Consider the following 21,057-nt stretch of genomic DNA (forward strand, 5'->3'; position numbering starts at 1 on the left):
CGTTCGCACCTGACGGTGCTCACGCCCGTCGCAACTCGAAGGCCTTCGGTCTTCTCAAGCTCCGGGCGTTCGCACCTGACGGTGCTCACGCCCGTCGCAACCCTCATCTACCGGGGGTGGGTTCTCCGGCGGCATAGGGTTTCCGGAGATAAAGGTGAAAGGTTTAATACGAGCGTCCTGCAATGATCCATCCATGCCGACAGATGAGAACGCTCAAAACGCGTACGCCGGGGAGTCCCAGGCGAACAGAAAGTACTCGGTCTTTGCGGAGAAGGCAGCCGCCGAGGGCTATCCCGCCGTGGCAAAACTCTTCCGTGCGGCAAGCGAAGCGGAAGCCGTCCACGCGAAACGCCTCCTCTTCATCCTGAACGCCGTCGGGAGCACCGAGGAGAACCTGAAAAGCGCGATGGAGGGCGAGAACTACGAGTTCATGGAGATGTATCCCACGTTCGTCGCCGAAGCGAAGGAAGAACGCAAAAACGAGGCCTCGATCGTCTTCACCCATGCGATGAAGGCGGAAGAGGTGCACGCGAACCTCTACCTCCAGGCGCTCGAGTCAGTCCGGGAAGGAAAAGATCTCGATGCAGAGAAGGTCTTCCTCTGCCCGGTCTGCGGCAATGTCGAACTCGGGGAGCCGCCGGAAAAGTGCCCGATATGCGGAGTTCCGACACGAATGTTCCGCGAAATTCAATAATATCTCTTCTTTTCGGCCCGGTGCCGCCGTGGCCGGGGGGTTTGCCCCGCCTCGTTCCCCACAAGTTAAATAGGGGCCCCGAGATATCCCACTCTATGGCAGGCGTGATGGTCTACACGACGGAAAACTGCCCTTACTGCCGGATGGTCCGGGCATTCCTCGAGAAACTCGGCGTCGAATACGAGGCCGTAGATGTGGGAAAGGATCGCGAGGCGGCGCGGGAGATGATCCGGCTCTCGGGGCAGCGGGGGGTGCCGGTCACGGTCTCCGGCGACGATGTGGTCGTCGGGTTCGATGCAAAACGGCTCCGGGAGATCTTCGGGACGCCGGTGAAGGATGAGATCGACGATGTGGTCGTCGTGGGTGCCGGGCCGGCGGGGCTGACGGCTGCGGTCTATTGCGGCAGGAAACTCATGAAGACCGTCGTCGTCTCGGAGAACATCGGTGGTCAGGCGGCCTGGAGCTGGGCGATCGAGAACTACATGGGCTTCAGGTTGATCTCGGGAGAGGAACTCGTCAGAAAGTTCGAAGAGCAGGTCCGGGGGCTCCACGTCAGCCTCGAGCTTGACGGCGTCGAGAGCATCGAGAAGGAGGAGGACGTCTTCGTCGTCCGGACGGCATCCGGGAACACGTACCACTGCCGGACGGTCATCCTTGCTCCCGGGAAAGAGCCCCGCACCCTTGGACTCCCGGGCGAGGACCGGCTGATGGGGCGGGGTGTCTCCATCTGTTCGACCTGCGACGCCCCGTTCTTCCGCGGCAAGCCGATCGCGGTCGTCGGCGGCGGGAACGCGGCAATCCAGACCGCGATCGAGACGACGAAGATCGCGAGTTTCGTGGCGCTGATCGTCCGAAGCGATCTCCGGTGCGATGAGATCTATATCGCCCGGGCAAAGGAGGTGGGCGTACGGATCTACCTCCATCACGAGGTGACGGAACTCCACGGCGAAGAGGCCCTGACCGGGATCACGATCCGCGATCGCCAAACCGGCCAGGAGACGTTCCTTGGCGTGGAAGGGCTTTTCCTCGCGATCGGGCTCCTGCCGAACACGGGTTTCCTCAAGGGTCTCGTGGTGCTGAACGAGCAGGGCGAGATCGATATCGACGAGAACGGTCACACGAGTGTTCCCGGGATCTTTGCGGCCGGGGACGCGACCTGCGTCAAGGCCAAGCAGATCATCGTCGCCGCCGGCGACGGGGCGAAGGCGGCCCTCGAGGCGCACGAGTATTTCGAGCGCTTCATGAGCAAGCAGGCGAAAGAGCGGGATGGCGGCGCGTGAGTGTGGTCGGCGCCCGGCGCCTCCGGCCAGCGGCCGGGGGATGAACCGGCTCGTTCTCGGGACGGTTCGACCGGGAGATCGAGCACGCTGCTGGTGACCGTTTGCAGAAGCCGCCGGCCCCCTGTCATCCGCCCATCTTCCCGAACCGTCGCCGAAGGGCGGCGCCCTTCCCGGTGCGCAGAATTTTCTGAATATTCAGAAAATTCGGTATGTTGATATATTTTCGCCGGCAACCCTGATCCGATGAGCCGCATGGAAGATACCCCGGGTGACGGGCGGAGTCCCTCCTGTCCCGGTGCCTGCACAGTCGAGGCGGTCGTGAGCGTCGACGCACGGGGGCAGGTGGTGCTGCCGAAAGATATCCGCGAACGCGCGGGGATCGCTCCCGGCGACCGGCTTGCGGTCGTCTTCTGGGGGAAGGAAGGAGATGTCTGCTGCATCACGCTGATCAAGGCGAGTTGCTTCAACGGCATGGTGACGGAGCTGCTCTCTCCCATGACGGAGGACCTTGCGGGCGGAGGAGGATCGCGATGAAGGAAGAGGATATTCACAGGCAGGTACGGAGTGCATACGGGCGGGTGGCCGCCCGGCAGGGCGGATGCGGATGCGGCACCGGGTGCTGCGGCACCGGAAGGACGGTCGAATCGGTGAGCCTCGGCATCGGCTACTCGGAAGAAGATCTCGCACAGGCGCCGGAGGGCGCGAACCTGGGGCTCGGGTGCGGCAACCCCGTGGCTCTTGCCTCCCTCCGGGAAGGCGACGTCGTCCTCGACCTGGGGTCGGGGGCGGGGTTCGATGCCTTCCTTGCGGCGGAGCGGGTCGGGCCGGCGGGCCGCGTCGTCGGCGTCGACATGACGCCCGAGATGCTTGACAGGGCGCGGGAGAACGCAAAGAAGAGCGGGCGGACGAACGTGGAGTTCCGCCTCGGCGAGATCGAGCACCTGCCGGTGGCGGACAACTCTGTCGACGTGGTCATATCGAACTGCGTCATCAACCTCTCCACCGACAAACGGCAGGTCTTTAGAGAGGCCTTCCGGGTCCTCCGCCCCGGCGGCAGGCTCATGGTCTCCGACATCGTGCTGACGGCGCCCCTCCCGGCGCCGCTTGCTGAATCGGCGCTCCTCTACAGCAGTTGCGTCGCAGGCGCACTGATGAAGGAGGAATACCTCGGCAGCATCGCCGGTGCGGGCTTTGCCGAGATCGCGGTCCGGGGGGAGACGGTCTTCCCGCTCGATCTCATCGTGAGCGAGCCGGAGCTTGCCGGACTCCTCGCCGGGGGCGAGAGAGCGTCGGTCGAAAAGAGCATCGTCAGCGTCAGGGTCGGCGCCAGGAAACCGGCCGGCTGTGGCTGCGACGGGACGTGCTAGATACTTCCTTATTTTTGCGGTCCGGGGGGTTACGCTCCCTGCCGTAGAACCTCATAATGATTATAGATCTAATTATTATGGATATAATCATTATAGTGCCGCCGGGAGAGACACCCTTATCTCCCGGGAGCGACGATCCCCTGCCATGATACGGTCGAAGTCGGTCGCGGATCAACGCTCCCGGGAGACGGGCCGGTGATCGAGGAGCACCTCCGGGCAGCGACGAGCGGGGTGCTCACGCGAATCGCGGCCCTCATCGCCCGGACGGGGGCGACCCCGAACACCCTCACCCTGCTCGGGTTCCTCGGGATGGCGGCCGCCGGAGTCCTCTGCGCCGGGGGATCGTTCTTCTTTGCCGGGCTCGTCGTCGCCGCGTCCTGCGCCTTCGACGCCCTCGACGGGGCGCTCGCCCGGGTGACCGGCGCTGCTTCTCCATTCGGGGCGTTCTTCGACTCGTTCCTGGACCGCTATGCCGAGGCTGCGGTCTATGGGGGACTGGTTGTCTACTACGCGGGGGCGGGGACGCCCTGGGGCGTCGAGGCCGCTTTTCTCGCCGCTATCGGCTCGCTGATGGTCAGCTACGCCCGGGCCCGGGCCGAGGGGCTCGGGGTCGAGTGCCGGGCCGGGCTCTTCGCCCGGCCGGAGCGGATCGCGGTCATCATCATCGGGCTGGTGACGGGGCTCGTTCTCCCGGCGCTCGTCATCCTCGCGGTCGCGACGAACGCCACGGCGGTGCGAAGGCTCCTCTCTGTCCGGGAGGCTACGCTAATCCCGTCACGGCCTCCTCGGTCACCGTGATCTCCTCGTTCCCGATCCGGTAGCCTCCGACCGTCTTCACGTCATAGGGGTTGCCGGCCGTGGAGTAGGGGACGACGAACGTCCCGTTCTCACTTGCCTGCCGGTAAACGAACTCCCGGCCGGTGTTGGTGACGACCGTGACCTCGATGACCCCCTCGCCCGGGATTGCGGCGCCCTCGACGTGCTCGAAGATCTTCACGCTCGTCGCGGGGTCCGGCGAGGACTCGTAGACGAGCCGGTAGTGCTTGAGCGCCGGGACGGTTCCCGGCGGCATCGCGGCATCGCTCCCGAAGACTGCGGCCTTACCCGGGCCCGTGTAAGACCCGGCCGCCGCCTGCGCCTCTGCCGGGCTCATCTCCCGGCTCCCGGTGAGGAGCGGATACCCGGTCTCCGGGACCGACCCGATATCATACTCGACGTAGAGGGCCTCCTCGGGCTCTACGAGCGTCCCGTCCAGGGTCTGGAGCCGCACCGCCATCGTCTCGTAGTATGCCTGCCGGTAGAACGGCTCGATGCGGTAGGTATCGCCTCCCACCGCGACGAGAAGAGGTGTTGCGTAGGGCGTGGTTCCCGTCTCCGCGTCGTGCCAGTAGGCGATGGACGGGAATCCCTCGGCGGCCATCCTGCCGTCGGTGACGATGTAGCGCGAGCCGGCCGCGTCGGCCCCCTCCTCGGTCGTCGCGAGGAAGAATCCGGTGGCCGCGGCGACGTTGTCCTGGAAGGGGTTGGTGACCGGGATCCGCTGCGCGATGAAGGTGATCCAGTGGCCGTAGTCCCACCAGGACATGACGCCGTAAGACCCTTCGGGGTAGGTGAAGGTATCCCGATCGTAGATTGCGTAGTAATCGACACCGGTGTCGGGGGTGTTTTCGCCCATCCACTCGAGCGCGTCTCGCCAGTCGTCGGCGAGCATGGTGCGGGGGACGCCGTTCTGCGCGTAGCCGATGTTTTCCGAGGCGGATGCGCCGACGAGGGCCATGGTGAGGAGGACGGCGATCCCGACGGCGGCGACCTCGGCGGCGGGAAGCGCTTTCTTCTTCTTTTTGCCCTCGGGCTCCCGGAGGTACCCGGCCGTCCCGGGAAGCCCGTAGTCGAGTGCCCACGCGACGACGACCGCGGTGAGGAGCGCGAGGTTCACGGCGAGATAGTACTCGAACCGCAGGTGCTGGATGGTCGCGACCAGGATGACGATCGACCAGACGATTGTAAAAAGGACCTCCGGCCGGTTCTCGTGCCGGAGCCTGATGGCGAGGAGGACGAGCCCCGCGGGGATGAGGAGGAGGCCGACGTTGAAGCTCTGCCACGCGAGGGAGAGATCCCAGGCCCCCATCTCCCGGATGGCGGTGGCCGTCATGTCCCGGCCGAAGAATGCCGTAAGGCCGCTCATCATCGTCTTCCCGATATCGGTGAGCGTGAGGAAGGCAACGCCGGCAACTCCGAGCGCGGCAAGGGCGGCGAGGTACTCGTTTTGCTTTCCTTTGAGCGCCAGAGAGATGCCGGCGAGGAGACCGGTCGCGGCGATCAGGAGGAGGTAGGCGTAGACGTGGGCGATGGAGTAGAGCGAGAGCGACATCGAGTCGACCATGAACCTGGATATGGGCAGGAAGGCCGACGGTACGGCGAACGTGACGGCGTTGACGATGAGGAGCCCCTCCGGGCCGGTGCCGTCGAGGTGGTTCCTTACGGCCTGGATGACCGTGAAGACCCCGGCGATGAGCGCGAAGAGGATCATCGTCGGCATGACGAGAAGGCCGAGGAGGTAGGCAACCCCGGCGCCGAGGGCGAGGAGCGCGACGGGGAGGATGGTTTTTGTCTGCCGTAGCGTTACCGGGTGCCGGGCGGCGTACGCGAGCGCGGCGATGTAGGCGAGGCAGAAGAGGGTGGAGAAGAGCGTCTCCGCAACGTGGTGGTCGACGAACCCGAAGATAGACCGCGCGAAGAACGAGGCCGAGACGATCGCGATGAGCCCGGCGGCGACGAGCCCGGTCGTCCTGTCGGCGAGGGTCTTTCCGGTGAGGTAGACGACCGGGACGACGGCGGCCGCGAGGAGCGGGGGGACCCATGCGGCGACATACACGATCTCGGGCCGGGCGGCCGCCCCGGCGGCGATGCAGAGGGTGGCGGTGATGAACGGGAAGAGGGGTCCCCACGCGACCTCTTTACCCCCCGGGTAGGCGGTCATGGGATCGAACCATGCGTAGCCGGGGTAGTTCGCCGCGATCACCTCGACCTGGCGGAGGTTGTACCAGGCGTCGGCGCCGATGAGGCTGGTGAACGAGCCGTCGACGAGGGTTGCGTGAGGAATTGCGCGGAGAAGGACCGCCACGATCATGAAGACGAGGAGCGCGGCGGCGGTGAGGGCTGTTTTATGATCTTTTCGTGCAGCAGGAGCCATAGGTCGTATGTTGATCTTTGGGGCAGACGGTAATTAAGGGGTACGGCTTGGGGCGGGATTCATGCTCAGTGCTCCCACATGATCCCCCTGCAGTGTGGGTGGGGATGCGGCCAGCACCCCGCCTCTCCCCCGGCCGGGACCTCACCGGCGTGAATACTCCTTGTGCGCCCTCTCGATCGTCACGATCTTCTCGATCTTGACGATGCTCTCCTGATGCTCGATGATATAAAAAACAGTGAAGGATCTGCTGATATGGAGGCGGTAGACTGCAGGGGGATGAGGATACTCAAGTTTCTCCTTGTTCCCTCCCGGAAACGGGTCCTCCGCGAGTTCCTGGATCTTTTCGACGACAATGCGCCGGGTTTTTGGGGGGAGACGCTTTAAGAGCTCCCGTGCCTTCCTCTCGATCAGAACGGTGAACACGCTCTCCTGCTCCCGGGTGCCTCAGTCGTCCTCCAGGAGGTCGTCCGGGTCGAAGGCTACGAACTCGCCGGTCTCCTCGATCTCGACGATCATCTTCCAGTCGCGATAGTCCCGCTCGCGCCGGATCATCCGGCCAAGCAGCTCATCATAGCTCTCTCCGGCCTCCTTGAGGTCGTGCAGGTCCCTCCAGGTAGGCTTTTTCACGGGAATGCGCTTGATCTGGCTGCCGGCATCGCTTGTGGCGGAAGACATGCATCTCCGTGGATCGTTATGATATTTATTGATGTGCACATTTGTCACAATGAATAAATGTGCCATAATGGGCACCCCGACAGGGCCGGTGCCGGGGTGCCCGCTCCGTTCTGTCGTAACATCGTATTTCGAAACCCTTTGGGTTTCTCATGCTCGCTACACCCGCACTTCGTACCTGACGGTGCTCAAGCTCCGTTTCACCGCCAGAGCAGTAATCATTATAGCCGCATATTCACAACTATCCAGGCCCGTACTCTGCTATCAATTCTTTCGACAGTGTCGAAAGAATTCTCTTACCATATGGTGCTCGTTCTTCTTTGAGAATATCCCTGCCGATTCGATTGCCGATATGCCAGTACAGCAGGACCAGTTCGACGTTCACCACAGTCGCAGCGCGGCCTTTTGCCGTCCGGATCAGGTCACGCAGGTCTGAAAGGAGGAAGGAAATATCCTGTTCTAAAGGGTGGGTATCACTAATCGGTTGCAACGCTGTATCATGCTGTCTGGCCTTCCGTGTCATCTGCGATCGCCCTCCCGGATATTCTCCCTGCTGATGTGTATGTTTGGGCAGAGGGAGTATTCTGGTCGTGTTCCGGGCCGCAGGCGGTTCCGGTCCGTGGCGGAGCCATCACGGATGGACATTCTATCGACAATCTTTTCTGTCTGTGGCATCTATACCATAGATGCCATGAATGCCACAAAGCGCATTATTGTCAGGGAAGAGGTCTGGGCTGCCCTCTCCAGTATGCGCAAGCCGGGGATGACCTTCTCCGAACTGATAGAGGAGATGATCGAGCACGAAAAGAAGCGGCGGCTCGTTGAAGATATCAGGCGGATCCAGGAGACGGAAGAGCTCGTGGAGATCCCATTGTGACGTTCGCCGTTCTGTTCCGGCAGTCTGCAGCGGACTTCCTGCACAGCCTCCCGGAGAAGTCGCAGCGCATCATCACGGCGAAACTTGCTATTCTGCGGATCGATCCTTATCCGGGTAGCGGAGGAGACAAAGAGCGCCTGAATACGGGTGATACGGAGGTGTTCCGCCTTCATATAGGACGGACATTTACCGCGATTTATCTCATCCATACCGACAGGAACCGGGTCGAGATCACTCACCTGATGACCATTGAGCAGGCGCATAAACGCTACGGCAGGCTGTAATAATAGTGCTCGTTGCCGTTCGGGGAAGTCGTTCCCTCGAAGACCTCCGGTCTTCTCGAACTCCTGCCCTTCGGGGAAGTCGTTCCCTCGAAGACCTCCGGTCTTCTCGAACTCCTGACTCAAAACCCTTCAGGTTTCTCAAACTCCGGCCCGGCGGGCCATCGCACCCTTCGCCCAGTCGTTCCCAAACGAATACCCTTATCCACCTCCCCCCACAACCTATCCACTGGAGGGTTGCTCCTGAAGATCGCCTACGTCTACGACGCCGTCTACCCCTGGGTGAAGGGCGGGGTCGAGAAGCGCATCCGCGAGGTCTCGGTCCGGCTCGCGGAGCGGGGGCACGAGGTCCACGTCTACGGGATGCGGTGCTGGGACGGGCCGGCGACGATCGAGCGTGACGGGGTGATGCTCCACGGCGTCTGTCCGGGTGAAGGGCTCTATATTGATGGCCGGCGGACGGTCCCGCAGGCGCTCCGGTTCGGCTCTTCGGTGTTCCGGCCGCTTCTCGCCTCCGGCGCCGACGTCGTCGACTGCCAGAACTTCCCCTACTTCTCCTGCTTCGCGGCGAAGGCGGCGTCAATGCGGCGGGGGACTCCGCTCGTCGTCACCTGGCACGAGGTCTGGGGCGACTACTGGTATGACTACCTCGGCCGCCGGGGGGCGTTCGGGAAGGCCGTCGAGCGGCTGGCCGCCGGGCTCACCGATCACCACGTCGCGGTCTCGCCCTCGACGGCCCGGGCGCTCGAAGGCCTCGGGGTTGCCGGACCGGTCCCGGTCGTCCCGAACGGGATTGATCTTTCGAGGATTGCGGCCGTCCCCCCGGCGGCGGAGGAGTGGGACGTCATCTTCACCGGCCGGCTGATCCGGGACAAAAACGTCGACCTCCTCCTCCGGGCGCTCGTGCGGGTCCGGGAGGAGGTTCCCGATCTCCGGGCGCTGGTCGTCGGCGACGGGCCCGAGCGGCCGGCGCTTGAGCGGCTCGCGCGCGACCTCGGGCTTCCGGTGACGTTCGCCGGTTTTTTGCCGGACTACGACGACGTCATCGCCGCGATGAAGGCCTCCCGCGTCTTCGTCCTCCCCTCGACCCGCGAGGGTTTCGGGATTGCGGCGCTGGAGGCGATGGCCTGCGGGCTTCCGGTGGTGACGGTGGATCATCCCGGGAACGCGGCGGGGGACCTGGTGGTGGAGGGGGTGAACGGGTTCTGCTCGGGGCTCTCGGCGGGGGAGATGGGGGAGAAGATCCGGGCGGCGCTTGATGGGGGGGCGCTGATGCGGGACGGGTGCCTCAGGACGGCCGGGGGGTACCGGTGGGAGGAGATTGTGAGAAGGATCGAATCCGTCTATGGCCGGTCCGTGGGTGACGTTTCTTCAGAGATGTGGGAAGAGGGCGTTTGATGAGAGTTGCGATCTTTCACGATTATTTCGGGGCCATCGGCGGGGGTGAGAATGTTGTTCTGATGATGGCGGATGCGCTTGATGCCGATATCATCACTACCGATACGGACGCCGTCACCCGGATTGCAGGGCACCGGGACGTGCTTAGTATCGGAAATACAGTCAGGATCGCTCCTTTCAAACAGGTGTCCGCTGCGGCACGGTTTGCCGCCTGCGACTTCTCTGAGGATTACGATTTCTTCATCTTCAGCGGGAATTGGGCGCATTATGCTGCCGGAAAGCATCACCCGAACCTCTGGTACTGTCATATCCTTATAGGGGCTATGGATGACGAAAATATCCGTTTTTGCGATCACTCGGGGCGGTTTGCCCGGGGTTTTTACCGGTGCGGATCGAGCCTCCACCGGTCGCTCGATAGACGATCCATGGCAAACGTCGATCGGATCCTCGCGAACTCCCGGAATACCCGTGTTCAGATAGCCAGATACTACGGGAGAGATGCCGATATCCTCTATCCTGCTATCGATGTCTCCCGTTACGTTCATCGGGAAGCGGGAGACTACTGGCTCTCGGTGAACCGGCTCTACCCGGAAAAAAGAATCGAACTCCAGATAGACGCGTTTCGCAGGATGCCCGAAGAGAAGTTGATCGTTGTCGGCGGCCACGCAGCTGCAGACCATTCATCCCCGTATATCCGCTGGCTGGAACGGGACCTGCCCGAGAATGTCATGATACTGGGGGAAGTGCCCTTCGACGAGCTTGTCGACCTTTATTCTAGGTCGAAGGGCCTGGTTTGCACCTCGTTCAACGAGCCGTTCGGCATCACCCCCCTGGAGGCTATGGCCAGCGGCAAACCGGTTGTTGCTGTGAAATCGGGCGGTTTCCTGGAGACGGTTGCTGAAGAGACCGGGAAACTGGTGGAGCCTGCTGCGGCGGATATCGTCTCGGCGGTCAGGGAGATAGCGAAGAACCCCGGGGCTTACCGGTTGCCGTGCCTTGAACGGGCGCGGCTCTTTGATGTATCCGTCTTCCGGGAGAGGATACGTGAGATTGTCTTTCAGGCATATCGGGAGATGTAAGGCTACCTTAGAGTTCGTGCCGAAACCTGTCACAACGTTACTTATCACGGATGCCATGCATGTTCCGATGTCTCAAAATTAAAACGGCAGCACTCTGAATTTGAAAATCAGGGCATGGATTTTAAACCGGTGTTTTCGATAATCGTCTGATTCCGGGCCCGGTCAATCCAGAAGCATTATACAGGTAAAATCACCACTATTTTAGCATGAAACCGACCATCGACGGGGTGGTTGTTAAAAACCTGCGTCTCATTCCGGACGAGCGCGGATGGCTCATGGAGATCCTCCGGTGTGATGACGCCATTTTCGAGAAGTTCGGGCAGGTCTACTGCACGACGGCATACCCCGGGGTTGTGAAAGCCTGGCACTACCACAAAAAGCAGACCGACAACTTCACCTGCGTCCACGGGATGATGAAGGTCGCGCTCTACGATGCACGGGAGAATTCGCCCACCCGGGGGAACCTCATGGAGTTCTTCGTCGGGGAGAAGAACCCGATCCTCATCAGCGTCCCCCCGGGTGTCTATCACGGGTTCAAGGGGATCGGCACCGAGACTGCGTTCTTCGTGAGCATCCCGACCCTGCCGTACAATTACGACGAGCCGGACGAGTTCCGGCTGCCGCCCGATACGGATGAGATCCCCTATGACTGGGGCCTTACCCCCGGGCTGAAACACGGGTGATTCTATGCGAATCCTCGTAACAGGCGGGCTCGGGTTCATCGGGAGCAACTTTATTCGGCAGATGCTTGAGGAGCATCCCGAGGACTCCATCCTAAACCTGGACAAAGTCACGTACGCGGGAAACCCGGAGAACCTGAAGGATATTGCCGGAGATCCGCGGTATACGTTTGTCCGGGGCGACATCTGTGACCCGGAGCTCGTCGGCTCCGTCTTCCGGGAACACCCGATCGACGCCGTCGTCCATTTCGCGGCCGAGAGTCACGTCGACCGGTCGATCGAGGATGCTTCTGTCTTTGTCAGGACAAACGTCCTCGGCACCCACGTGCTGCTCGAAGCGGCGCTGAACCACGGTGTCGGGCGGTTCATCCACGTCTCGACCGACGAGGTCTACGGGAGCATCCGGTCCGGGTCCTTCCGGGAAACGGACAACCTGAACCCCTCGAGCCCCTACTCGGCAAGCAAGGCGGCCTCGGACCTCCTCGCGCGCTCATACTATATCACCCACGATCTCGGCGTCATCGTCACCCGCTGCACGAACAATTTCGGACCCTACCAGTACCCGGAGAAACTCATCCCGCTCTTTGCGACCAACCTCCTCGAGGGGAAGAAGGTCCCGGTCTACGGCACCGGCAAAAACGTCCGTGACTGGATCCATGTAGCCGACCACTGCCGGGCGGTCGACTTTGTCCTCCGTCACGGGGAGCCGGGAGAGGTCTACAACATCGGCGGCGGCAACGAGAAGAGCAACCTCGAGATCACAGAAGGGATCCTCGGGGTCCTAGGGAAGGACGAGTCGATGATCGAGTACGTGCGCGACCGGCCGGGGCACGACTGGCGGTACTCGCTCGACTCCTCGAAACTCCGGGCGATGGGCTGGAAGCCGGAGTTCGACTTCGAAACCGCCTTACGGGCGACCGTCCAATGGTATACCGGGAATGAGTGGTGGTGGCGGCCATTAAAACGGTAATTTTCGGCGCGTACGGGATGTTCGGCCACGATCTCGCAGCGGTCTATCCCGGAGCAGTCCTCCGCGGCCACGAACTGGATATCACCGACGAGGGGGCGGTCGCGGCGTGCATCCGCGATCTCTCTCCCGACCTGATCGTCAACGCCGCGGCCTATACCGACGTCGACGGGTGCGAGGATAACCGGAACCTGGCGTTCGCCGTCAACGGCGAGGCGCTCGCGCACATCGCATCGGCCTGCTCGGATGCCGGGGCCACGCTCGTCCACTACAGCACGGACTACGTCTTTGACGGCTCGAAGACGGAATATATCGAGTCCGATACTCCGGCTCCTATCAACGTCTACGGAGCATCCAAACTCCTCGGGGAGCAGAATATCGCAAAGAACATGGATGACTACCGGATCATCCGCACGTCCTGGCTTTTTGGCCGGCACGGGAAGAACTTCGTCGAGACCATACTTCATCTCTCAAAGCAGATGGATCAGGTCCGGGTGGTGAACGACCAGGTCGGGAAGCCGACATATACGGTCGACCTTGCCCGGAAGACACCGGAGATTGTCGGTCTTGAGCCGGGTATCTACCACGTCACGAACGACGGCGTCTGCTCATGGTATGATTTTGCCCGTGCAATCATCGCAAACGTGGTGCCCTGCTCGAGCGCGGAGTTCCCGCGGAAGGCGAAGCGACCGGCTTACTCGGTGCTGACGAACACGAAGACCGCCCCGCTCCGGCACTGGAGCGGGGCGCTTTCCGATTATCTGAACGCAAAAGGTGAATTCCATTGAAAGGCGTAATTCTTGCCGGGGGTACCGGGTCCCGGTTGTACCCGCTGACGAAGGTGACGAACAAGCACCTTCTGCCCGTATACGACAAACCGATGATCTGCTATCCCCTGGAGAAACTGATCGGCGCCGGTATCGAGGAGATCATGATCGTCTCCGGCCGGGGGCACGTGGGACACTTCCTTGAACTGCTCGGCTCCGGCTCGGAGCTCGGTGTCAGCATCACCTACGAGATCCAGGAGGGGGCCGGGGGGATTGCCCAGGCGCTCGGCCTCGCCCGGAGGTGGGCCGGGAAGGACAATGTCGCGGTCGTTCTCGGCGACAACATCTTCGAGGACAATTTCCGGGAGGATGTCAAGTCGTTTGACGGCGGGGCGAAGGTCTTCTTGAAGGAGGTCTCCGATCCCCAGCGGTTCGGGGTGGCCGAGGTCAACGGCAGCCGGATCCTCTCGATCGAGGAGAAGCCGCAGGTGCCGAAGTCGAACCTTGCCGTCACCGGGTTGTACCTCTACGATGCGCGGGTCTTTGAGATCATCAGGACGCTCAGGCCTTCCGGCCGGGGCGAACTGGAGATCACCGACGTGAACAACGCCTACGTCCGGAACGGCGAGATGCAGTACAGCGTTCTCTCGGGTTTCTGGAGCGATGCCGGGACGTTCGACAGCCTGATACGGGCAGGCATGATGGTCCAGCGGTACCGGGAGAAGCAGGCGGAGTCGGCCGACAGGCAGTAACCTGGAGTGAGGAGAGCAACCGGATGATCAGCGTCGTCATAACGAACTACAACGGTCGGCGGTATCTACCGGACTGCCTCTCCTCTCTTGAAACGCAGACCTACCGGGACTTCGAGACGATTCTGGTTGATAACGCCTCAACCGACGGGAGCGTGGAGTTTGTCGAAGAGAACTACCCGGAGATCAGGGTCGTCCGGAACCATGAGAACCTGGGATTCGCCGGCGGGACGAACGCCGGTATCCGTACCGCCCGGGGGGAGTATATCCTCACCCTGAACAACGATACGAGGGCGGATCCCGGCTTCGTTGAGCACCTCCGGAAGGCCATGGGCGCCGACCCTGCCGTGGGAATGTGCGCCGCGAAGATGCTCTTTCCGGACGGTTCGATCAACTCCACCGGGATCTGTATATCGCGGAGCGGCGCCGCCTGGGACCGGGGGATGTACGAGCCGGATCACGGGCAGTACGACCGTCCTGAAGAGGTCTTCGGCCCCTGCGCCGGCGCCGCACTCTACCGGCGGGAGATGCTCGACGAGGTCGGGCTCTTCGATGAGGACTTCTTCTGCTACATGGAGGACGTGGACCTGGCGTTCCGGGCGCGGCTTGCCGGGTGGACGTGCCGCTACGTGCCGGGGGCGCAGGTATATCATTATCACGGCGGGACGGCGGGCGTCGGGACCGATTTCGCCGTCTACTACGGGAACCGGAACGTCGTCTGGTACGTCATGAAGAACTTCCCCTCACGGTTGCTCGTCACCTCGCTCCCCTGGATACTGGGGAGGAACCTCGCCGTCGTGCCTTACTACGCGACAAGAGGGCTGGGGCGGGCCATCGTCAGGTCCAAGGTCGACGCCGTGCGGGGCATTCCCCGGATGCTTCACAAGCGCTCGACGATCCGGCGGAGCGTGCCGGATAGCGATATCAGGCGATTCACACAGACATGGAGTAATATAGGGAGACCCCCACATGTGGCTTGTTGATTACAGAGATCTTATCTGGAACCTTACGATCAGCGACCTGAAGGTCAAGTACCAGAGTTCGGTGCTCGGGTTCGCCTGGTCGCTCTTAAACCCGCTTCTGATGATGCTGGTCCTCTACTTCGTCTTCAGCAACATCTTTCGGTTCGAGCTGGAGAACTTTGCCCTCTACCTCCTCATCGGGATCATCGCCTGGCGGTTCCTCGCCAACGGGACCATGACGGCGATGGGCTCGATCGTCGGCCGGCCGGGCCTGGTGACCAAACTTTACATTCCCCGGCAGATCCTGGTGATGAGTTCCGTACTCTCGAGTTTCATCAGTTCCATCCTCGAGTTCGCGGTGCTGATCCCGCTGCTCTTCATCCTGGGTGCGAAGGTGACGCCGAACATCCTCTTCTTCCCGGTCGTGCACGGGATCTACTTCTTGATCGTCTACGGCATATCCCTGGTCCTCGCCTCACTCTTCGTCTACTTCCGGGACTTAAACCAGGTCTGGGACGTGGTCATGCAGGCGGGGTTCTTCTTATCGCCGATCGTCTACCCCATCACCACCATCCCGGCGGCGTTCCTCGAGTACTACATGCTCAACCCGATGACCGTGCTCATCGAGACCTACCGGGAGTTCCTTCTCTACGGGCTGACGCCCTCTTTAGCGAGCCTTCTTGCCCTCCTCGCCGTGGGGGCCGTGATGGTCGCTGCAGGAACCCTGGTCTTTCAGCGACTCGAGCGTCGGTTTGCGGAGGAGATCTGAATGAACAGCGATGAAGCGATCGCGGTCGAGCACCTCAGCAAGGAGTTCCGGATCCCCCACGACCGCAAGGTCACCATGTACGAGCACATCGTCGGGATTCTCAAAGGCGGAAAGTATTCCTACGAGCTGTTCCAGGCGCTCGATGACGTCTCCTTCACCGTCCGGCGCGGGGAGACCTTCGGGGTCATCGGGCCGAACGGGAGCGGGAAGAGCACGCTCCTGAAGATCCTTGCGGGAGTGCTCTACCCGGACTCCGGGCGTGTCCAGGTGAACGGCAAGATCGCTCCCTTCCTCGAGCTCGGGGTCGGGTTCCAGCCCGACCTCACGGCAAAAGAGAACATCTTCCTCTACGGCTCGATCATGGGCCTGACCCGCAAAGAGATCGGGAAGCGCTACGACGAGATCCTCGACTTTGCCGAGCTGCGGCGCTTCGAGAACATGAAACTCAAGAACTTCTCCTCGGGGATGGCGGTCCGGCTTGCGTTTGCGACGGCCATCCAGACCGACCCCGACATCCTGCTGGTGGACGAGGTGCTTGCCGTCGGCGACGAGGCCTTCCAGCGCAAATGCAGTGAGAAGATCGAGGAGATCCGGCGCCAGGGGAAGACGATCATCATCGTCTCGCACGCCCTCGGGACGGTGCAGGAACTGTGCGAGCGGTGTATGCTGCTGAAGAACGGCAGGGTTCTCTCGTCGGGGGAAACCGGCAAGGTGGTCGAGGAGTACCTGCGGATCTCGGCGGCGGGGTCGTAGGCGTGAGGTTACTCTAGTGGGGTATAGATGAGTGGGTAAAATGTGTCCAAGTTACGAAGGTCATCGTTCAGCGCTGGTGGGATTGCCTAACGCTTCTTGGGCCACAAACCTCTCTCCATCTTTGGATAATGATCTTCGTGCCATTTGCTACGAAATATTCGGTAGTGTTCAGTTCAAAGAAACTAAACTACAAAAGGTGTCCTAAAATGTTGGAATGGACTGGCGAGAGATATTTGCCTTATATTGATCCGGAAGTATGCGGAGCCGAAATTCACTATGAGCACCTGCATCGGTATGCGTTTGTATCGAAGTTTATTGCAGGAAAAATCGTATTGGATCTTGCGTGCGGCGAGGGATATGGGAGTTTTCTTCTTGCCAAATATGCGGAACGAGTTGTTGGGATCGATATCGACAAGAATACGGTGAAACACGCAAGTGAAAGATATCGGAAAAGCAATCTCGAATTTCGTGAAGGCTCGATTGAGAAGATCCCAATCGAAGGCGAGAATCTGTTCGATGCTATCGTATGTTTCGAAGCGCTTGAACATATCCAAGACCATGAGAAACTCTTGGCGGAAGTGAAACGCCTCCTTAAAGAAGATGGCGTTTTTTTTGTCTCAACGCCTAATAAATGCGTTTATACCGATGAGGGGGATTATCACAATCCTTTCCATCAGCGGGAGCTTTATTTCGAAGAATTTGAGCAATTATTGGTGAAATGCTTTGGTAATGTAAAGTTCTTCGGTCAAGGAGTACATGTGGGATCAAGAATCTTCTCTTTGCAGGATCATGCTAACCAGAGAAGTTCCGAATATGTTATAAAATACGATACGAATGCCTTCTCATTCATCGATAAAGAAGAATTCATCCCTAGATATTTCATTGCAGTAGCATCCCATCAGCCTCTAGGTACTGATTTCGATATTGACAGTTCTCTCATAGATAAATCGAATACCGAAATTGTACTACTATCTCAAAAGTTATCCGGGCTACATCAGCAACTTAACACTGCAATACAATCTGTTGGCGACCGTGAAGAGTCGATCCGGTCTTTGACTGCAAGTTTAGAGGAACTCCAGTCCGAGGTATCTCAGCGTGAAGAGTCGATCCGGTCTTTGACCAATCAACTAGAAACACTGCAAGCAACATTATCACAGCGTGATGCTGACGTACAGTCATTATTAGAAAGAAATAGCATACTGTCGAATCAAATCGCGGAGATACATAAAAGCATCACCCACAAGCTGACGAGTTCTTTCCATTCCATAGTCATTGAGAGGCTATTTCCACAGCCATCAGCGAGGCGGAGGTGGTACGATAATTGTCTTACAGGAGGGAGGATCGCCGTCAATGACGGTGTTGGAACGGCGATCCGGAAGTACAGAGAATATCGCAGGGTGCAGAAGTCGCGACGAAGGAGATTAGCGCGGAAACAAAAGGTTCCAATAAACGATGCTCCAGCGCAAAATAGTGGCAATGAAATAAGATACATACATGATCTTTTCGATAGAGGCGGAAAAACTTCTCAGGACTACGTCCCTCTCTCTGAAGAAAGCGTAACCGTTGCCGAAAATGATGTCAAACTTATTGCTTTCTACTTGCCTCAGTTCCATCCAATTCCAGAGAATGATCGATGGTGGGGAAGAGGGTTTACCGAATGGACAAACGTGACAAAGGCTGTGCCTCAGTACGTAGGCCATTATCAACCACACCTGCCAGATGAGCTGGGTTTTTACGATTTAAGAGTGATCGAGGTTCAAAAACGCCAGATAGAACTTGCAAAACAATATGGCGTTTATGGATTTTGTTTCCACTACTACTGGTTCGATGGCAAACGACTGCTTGAAAAACCTCTTAACCAGTTCCTTGAGCATAAAGAATTTGACTTCCCCTTCTGTGTCTGCTGGGCCAATGAGAACTGGACGCGAAGATGGGATGGTCTGGATAGCGAAATATTGATTGCTCAGAGGCATTCCCCGGAAAGTGATATTGCATTCATTAAGGATTTAGAACCCCTGTTCAGGGATCCACGATATATTCGGATAAATGGAAAGCCGTTACTCATTGTCTATCGTATCGGTTTATTGCCTGATGCAAAGGCGACAGCAGATAGATGGAGAGAGTATTGTATTCAGCAGGGCATTGGGGATTTGTATCTCGTCGCTGCGCAGGGTTTCGGTTTCCGCGATCCAAGACCATATGGGTTTGATGCCGCTGTCGAGTTCCCGCCGCATACAATGCAAAATGCAGCGGACATTACCGGTGAAATTTCGCTTGTAAATCCGAACTTTGAAGGCAATATTTTCGATTATGAGGAGTTCGTGAAGTCGAAGAGTTACCTGGTCGATGTCCCTTACAAATTATTCAAAACGGTATCACCCGGGTGGGATAACACTGCAAGAAGGCCCAATCAAGCAACCGTTTTTCATGGTGCGACTCCAGAAAATTACCGAGAATGGCTGATTAATGTAATCCGGCATACAGAGAAGACCCATCCCCCAAAGGAGCGTTTTGTCTTTATCAATGCTTGGAACGAGTGGGCAGAAGGTGCGCACCTCGAGCCAGACCGGAAGTATGGATATGGCTATCTCAAGGCGACATCAGACGCAATTCTTGAATGTCAAAACAGCGCTTCGGAATCAAGAAAGGTACTTGTCGTTTCCCATGACGCGCACTTTCATGGGGCACAGATGCTCGCATTGAATCTTGTAAAAAGGCTCAAGTACCAGTTCAAATTCGATGTTTATGTCCTTTTAAAGTCTGGTGGCTGCCTGGAATCCGAATTTGAAAAGCATGCACACATATTCAATGTAGAAAGAGAGTATTCCACAAAAAAGTCTCTGGAGGCTCTTGTAGACGATCTTGTCATCAGAGGAGTATCGGTTGCAATTTGCAACACAGTTGTGACAGGAGATATCGTTGAATTACTTGTTAGAAAGAATATCAGAACAATATCACTGATCCACGAGCTTCCGGAACTGATTAAAGAGTACAAAATGGAAAGAAACGCAGAACTGATCTCTAAGTTTGCGGATTACGTTATCTTCCCCTCCGGTTATGTGAAGTCGTTGTTCGAAACAGTTTCCAAAATCGATGAGAATCGTTCAGTTGTTGCACCACAGGGCTTGTTTTTTAAGAATCCCTATAAATCCAGGGTGGATGCAGCACGTAAAGACCTGCGAGATGCATTCTCGCTTCCTGAAGATGCGCAGGTTGTTTTAGCTGTTGGATACGCAGATTACAGGAAGGGCGTCGATATCTTTGTCGAAGTGGCCAAAAAGGTTATTCAAACAAATCCGCGGGTGTATTTTCTCTGGGTCGGACATCACGATATCTCGTTTATTGACCCCGTTCTCAATGAAGTAGCAAAATCGAATCTGGAGGATCGGATTCGATTTGTAGGTAAAAAGGAAGATGATCGGGATGTCTTCTACGCTGGCGCAGATCTGTATCTTCTGACATCACGTGAGGACCCGTTCCCATCCGTGGTTCTTGAAGCTATGGATGTCGGGTTGCCTGTTATTGGGTTTCGAGATGCAGGAGGTTTCCAGGATATCGTAACATCCGATACGGGAATACTTGTTCCCAATCAGGATATCGAGTCGATGGTGGATGCTGTCAACAAAGTTCTCAATGATGAACCCTTGCGGCTCTCACTTGGAAGGAATGCGACCGAGCTGATCGATAACGAATTCGGGTTTGCAGACTATGTGTACAGGCTGCTCGGCCTATTAGGGTATGATTTCAAGAAAATCAGCGTTGTACTTCCAAATTACAATTATGCATCGTACCTTACCGAGAGGCTGAATAGTATTTTGTTCCAATCATATCCTGTTTATGAAATACTATTCCTTGACGATTGCTCATCCGATGATAGTGTTGTGGTAGCACAGCAAGTTGCAAGGAGTTCAACGATAGATATCAAAATCATCTGCAATGAGGAGAATTCCGGCTCGGTTTTTAAACAATGGGCTAAGGGTATCGGGATGGCGAAGGGTGAGTATATCTGGATAACCGAAGCTGATGATCAGGCTGAACCCTTGTTTTTGCAAACCGTTATGAAGGGTTTTGACGACGATGGTGTTGTTTTAAGCTATGCGCAGTCAAAACAGATCGACGATCGCGGCAATATTATCGCTACGGATTATCTGAATTACACGAACGATATTGATCGCAATAAATGGCAAGCGAACTACCTTCGAGAAGGTACTAGAGAAATTACCGATACACTTGTAGTAAAGAACACAATACCGAATGTTTCGGGAGCGGTGTTTAGAAAGGTAGATATCTCTGGTATTTTACCGGAATTAACTGAGTTTAGGGTTGCCGGGGATTGGTTCTTTTATGTATGGCTCTTAAGGAGCGGTAATATTGCGTACAGTGCAGAATCGCTCAACCGCCATCGGAGGCACGCAAAAGGTGTGACGCTGTCTGAGAATAAAGGAAGACACTTCAACGAAATAGTAGGCATGCAGGAATACATTCTTCGTCATTTTGACGTTGATGACGAAGTCCGGTCGAAGGTCATGCGGTATCGGGAAAAAGTAAAACGTGATTTATTTGGTTAAA

At 58.2% G+C, this 21,057-nt stretch carries 21 protein-coding genes; 17 read left to right on the forward strand and 4 right to left on the reverse strand.

What is annotated here, in order from left to right:
- Positions 1-193: 193 nt before the first annotated feature.
- The 5 genes from SZ63_RS07420 to SZ63_RS07440 all read left to right on the forward strand — a co-directional run bounded on the left by SZ63_RS07420 (position 194) and on the right by SZ63_RS07440 (position 4,139).
- Complete coding sequence (locus tag SZ63_RS07420; protein ID WP_048183367.1) at positions 194-694, forward strand: rubrerythrin family protein; 501 nt, start codon at positions 194-196, stop codon at positions 692-694.
- Positions 695-789: 95 nt separating this feature from the next.
- Positions 790-1,974 carry a Uxx-star family glutaredoxin-like (seleno)protein gene (locus tag SZ63_RS07425; protein WP_048183370.1) on the forward strand — a complete coding sequence of 395 codons (1,185 nt, stop codon included), beginning with the start codon at positions 790-792 and terminating at the stop codon, positions 1,972-1,974.
- 252 nt (positions 1,975-2,226) lie between these two features.
- A complete protein-coding gene (gene hgcC, locus SZ63_RS07430; protein ID WP_048183844.1) occupies positions 2,227-2,508 on the forward strand; it encodes an HgcAB-associated protein HgcC in 282 nt (93 codons plus the stop codon).
- Positions 2,505-3,341, forward strand: coding sequence for an arsenite methyltransferase (arsM, locus tag SZ63_RS07435; RefSeq protein ID WP_048183374.1), 837 nt, complete (start codon positions 2,505-2,507; stop codon positions 3,339-3,341). Before hgcC ends, arsM begins: the two co-directional genes overlap by 4 nt.
- Before the next feature lie 195 nt (positions 3,342-3,536).
- A complete protein-coding gene (locus SZ63_RS07440; protein WP_048183376.1) occupies positions 3,537-4,139 on the forward strand; it encodes a CDP-alcohol phosphatidyltransferase family protein in 603 nt (200 codons plus the stop codon).
- On the opposite strand, the gene SZ63_RS07445 is transcribed toward SZ63_RS07440, so the two are convergent.
- The 4 genes from SZ63_RS07445 to SZ63_RS07460 all read right to left on the reverse strand — a co-directional run bounded on the left by SZ63_RS07445 (position 4,102) and on the right by SZ63_RS07460 (position 7,729).
- Positions 4,102-6,534, reverse strand: coding sequence for an oligosaccharyl transferase, archaeosortase A system-associated (locus SZ63_RS07445; protein WP_048183381.1), 2,433 nt, complete (start codon positions 6,532-6,534; stop codon positions 4,102-4,104). The genes SZ63_RS07440 and SZ63_RS07445 overlap by 38 nt on opposite strands.
- A 141-nt stretch (positions 6,535-6,675) precedes the next feature.
- Entirely contained in the window at positions 6,676-6,957 is a 282-nt protein-coding gene (locus SZ63_RS07450) for a type II toxin-antitoxin system RelE family toxin (RefSeq protein WP_048183384.1), read from the reverse strand.
- Between the two features lie 21 nt (positions 6,958-6,978).
- Positions 6,979-7,209 carry a hypothetical protein gene (locus SZ63_RS07455; protein WP_048183387.1) on the reverse strand — a complete coding sequence of 77 codons (231 nt, stop codon included), beginning with the start codon at positions 7,207-7,209 and terminating at the stop codon, positions 6,979-6,981.
- 238 nt (positions 7,210-7,447) lie between these two features.
- Positions 7,448-7,729 (reverse strand): DUF1016 N-terminal domain-containing protein, encoded by a 282-nt coding sequence (locus SZ63_RS07460; RefSeq protein ID WP_048183390.1) that lies wholly within the window; start codon positions 7,727-7,729, stop codon positions 7,448-7,450.
- Positions 7,730-7,897: 168 nt separating this feature from the next.
- Between SZ63_RS07460 and SZ63_RS07465 the strand changes: the two genes are divergently transcribed.
- The 12 genes from SZ63_RS07465 to SZ63_RS12680 all read left to right on the forward strand — a co-directional run bounded on the left by SZ63_RS07465 (position 7,898) and on the right by SZ63_RS12680 (position 21,056).
- Positions 7,898-8,083, forward strand: a complete 186-nt coding sequence (locus SZ63_RS07465; protein WP_048183847.1) for an antitoxin VapB family protein — start codon at positions 7,898-7,900, stop codon at positions 8,081-8,083.
- A complete protein-coding gene (locus tag SZ63_RS07470) occupies positions 8,080-8,367 on the forward strand; it encodes a hypothetical protein (protein ID WP_048183393.1) in 288 nt (95 codons plus the stop codon). Before SZ63_RS07465 ends, SZ63_RS07470 begins: the two co-directional genes overlap by 4 nt.
- Positions 8,368-8,601: 234 nt before the next feature.
- The gene (locus tag SZ63_RS07475) at positions 8,602-9,762 is read left to right on the forward strand and encodes a glycosyltransferase family 4 protein (protein ID WP_241481277.1); all 1,161 of its coding nucleotides are present in this window, start codon (positions 8,602-8,604) and stop codon (positions 9,760-9,762) included.
- On the forward strand, positions 9,762-10,841 hold the full coding sequence (locus SZ63_RS07480) for a glycosyltransferase (protein ID WP_048183397.1): 1,080 nt from the start codon (positions 9,762-9,764) through the stop codon (positions 10,839-10,841). The genes SZ63_RS07475 and SZ63_RS07480 overlap by 1 nt, the downstream gene beginning before the upstream one ends.
- A gap of 206 nt (positions 10,842-11,047) precedes the next feature.
- Positions 11,048-11,524, forward strand: coding sequence for a dTDP-4-dehydrorhamnose 3,5-epimerase family protein (locus SZ63_RS07485; RefSeq protein WP_048183406.1), 477 nt, complete (start codon positions 11,048-11,050; stop codon positions 11,522-11,524).
- Between the two features lie 4 nt (positions 11,525-11,528).
- Positions 11,529-12,491: a dTDP-glucose 4,6-dehydratase gene (gene rfbB, locus SZ63_RS07490; protein WP_048183413.1), complete on the forward strand. Its 963-nt coding sequence runs from the start codon at positions 11,529-11,531 to the stop codon at positions 12,489-12,491.
- Entirely contained in the window at positions 12,470-13,276 is an 807-nt protein-coding gene (rfbD, locus tag SZ63_RS07495; protein ID WP_241481278.1) for a dTDP-4-dehydrorhamnose reductase, read from the forward strand. The genes rfbB and rfbD overlap by 22 nt, the downstream gene beginning before the upstream one ends.
- Complete coding sequence (locus tag SZ63_RS07500; protein ID WP_048183421.1) at positions 13,273-14,007, forward strand: sugar phosphate nucleotidyltransferase; 735 nt, start codon at positions 13,273-13,275, stop codon at positions 14,005-14,007. The genes rfbD and SZ63_RS07500 overlap by 4 nt, the downstream gene beginning before the upstream one ends.
- A 23-nt stretch (positions 14,008-14,030) precedes the next feature.
- Positions 14,031-14,987 carry a glycosyltransferase family 2 protein gene (locus SZ63_RS07505; protein WP_048183427.1) on the forward strand — a complete coding sequence of 319 codons (957 nt, stop codon included), beginning with the start codon at positions 14,031-14,033 and terminating at the stop codon, positions 14,985-14,987.
- Positions 14,974-15,735, forward strand: coding sequence for an ABC transporter permease (locus tag SZ63_RS07510; protein WP_048183429.1), 762 nt, complete (start codon positions 14,974-14,976; stop codon positions 15,733-15,735). The genes SZ63_RS07505 and SZ63_RS07510 overlap by 14 nt, the downstream gene beginning before the upstream one ends.
- Positions 15,736-15,822: 87 nt before the next feature.
- Complete coding sequence (locus SZ63_RS07515) at positions 15,823-16,488, forward strand: ABC transporter ATP-binding protein (protein WP_449405448.1); 666 nt, start codon at positions 15,823-15,825, stop codon at positions 16,486-16,488.
- Positions 16,489-16,694: 206 nt separating this feature from the next.
- On the forward strand, positions 16,695-21,056 hold the full coding sequence (locus tag SZ63_RS12680) for a glycoside hydrolase family 99-like domain-containing protein (RefSeq protein ID WP_162199193.1): 4,362 nt from the start codon (positions 16,695-16,697) through the stop codon (positions 21,054-21,056).
- The last annotated feature ends 1 nt before the right edge of the window (position 21,057 follow it).

It is taken from the genome of Methanoculleus sediminis, from assembly GCF_001017125.1.
Taxonomy (GTDB): Archaea; Halobacteriota; Methanomicrobia; order Methanomicrobiales; family Methanoculleaceae; genus Methanoculleus; species Methanoculleus sediminis.

Coding starts and splice junctions, on each gene's coding strand:
- SZ63_RS07420 (WP_048183367.1), top strand. CDS start 194: ATGCCGACAGATGAGAACGCTCAAAACGCGTACGCCGGGGAGTCCCAG.
- SZ63_RS07425 (WP_048183370.1), top strand. CDS start 790: ATGGCAGGCGTGATGGTCTACACGACGGAAAACTGCCCTTACTGCCGG.
- hgcC (WP_048183844.1), top strand. CDS start 2,227: ATGGAAGATACCCCGGGTGACGGGCGGAGTCCCTCCTGTCCCGGTGCC.
- arsM (WP_048183374.1), top strand. CDS start 2,505: ATGAAGGAAGAGGATATTCACAGGCAGGTACGGAGTGCATACGGGCGG.
- SZ63_RS07445 (WP_048183381.1), bottom strand. CDS start 6,534: ATGGCTCCTGCTGCACGAAAAGATCATAAAACAGCCCTCACCGCCGCC.
- SZ63_RS07455 (WP_048183387.1), bottom strand. CDS start 7,209: ATGTCTTCCGCCACAAGCGATGCCGGCAGCCAGATCAAGCGCATTCCC.
- SZ63_RS07460 (WP_048183390.1), bottom strand. CDS start 7,729: ATGACACGGAAGGCCAGACAGCATGATACAGCGTTGCAACCGATTAGT.
- SZ63_RS07465 (WP_048183847.1), top strand. CDS start 7,898: ATGAATGCCACAAAGCGCATTATTGTCAGGGAAGAGGTCTGGGCTGCC.
- SZ63_RS07480 (WP_048183397.1), top strand. CDS start 9,762: ATGAGAGTTGCGATCTTTCACGATTATTTCGGGGCCATCGGCGGGGGT.
- SZ63_RS07485 (WP_048183406.1), top strand. CDS start 11,048: ATGAAACCGACCATCGACGGGGTGGTTGTTAAAAACCTGCGTCTCATT.
- rfbB (WP_048183413.1), top strand. CDS start 11,529: ATGCGAATCCTCGTAACAGGCGGGCTCGGGTTCATCGGGAGCAACTTT.
- SZ63_RS07505 (WP_048183427.1), top strand. CDS start 14,031: ATGATCAGCGTCGTCATAACGAACTACAACGGTCGGCGGTATCTACCG.
- SZ63_RS07510 (WP_048183429.1), top strand. CDS start 14,974: ATGTGGCTTGTTGATTACAGAGATCTTATCTGGAACCTTACGATCAGC.
- SZ63_RS12680 (WP_162199193.1), top strand. CDS start 16,695: ATGTTGGAATGGACTGGCGAGAGATATTTGCCTTATATTGATCCGGAA.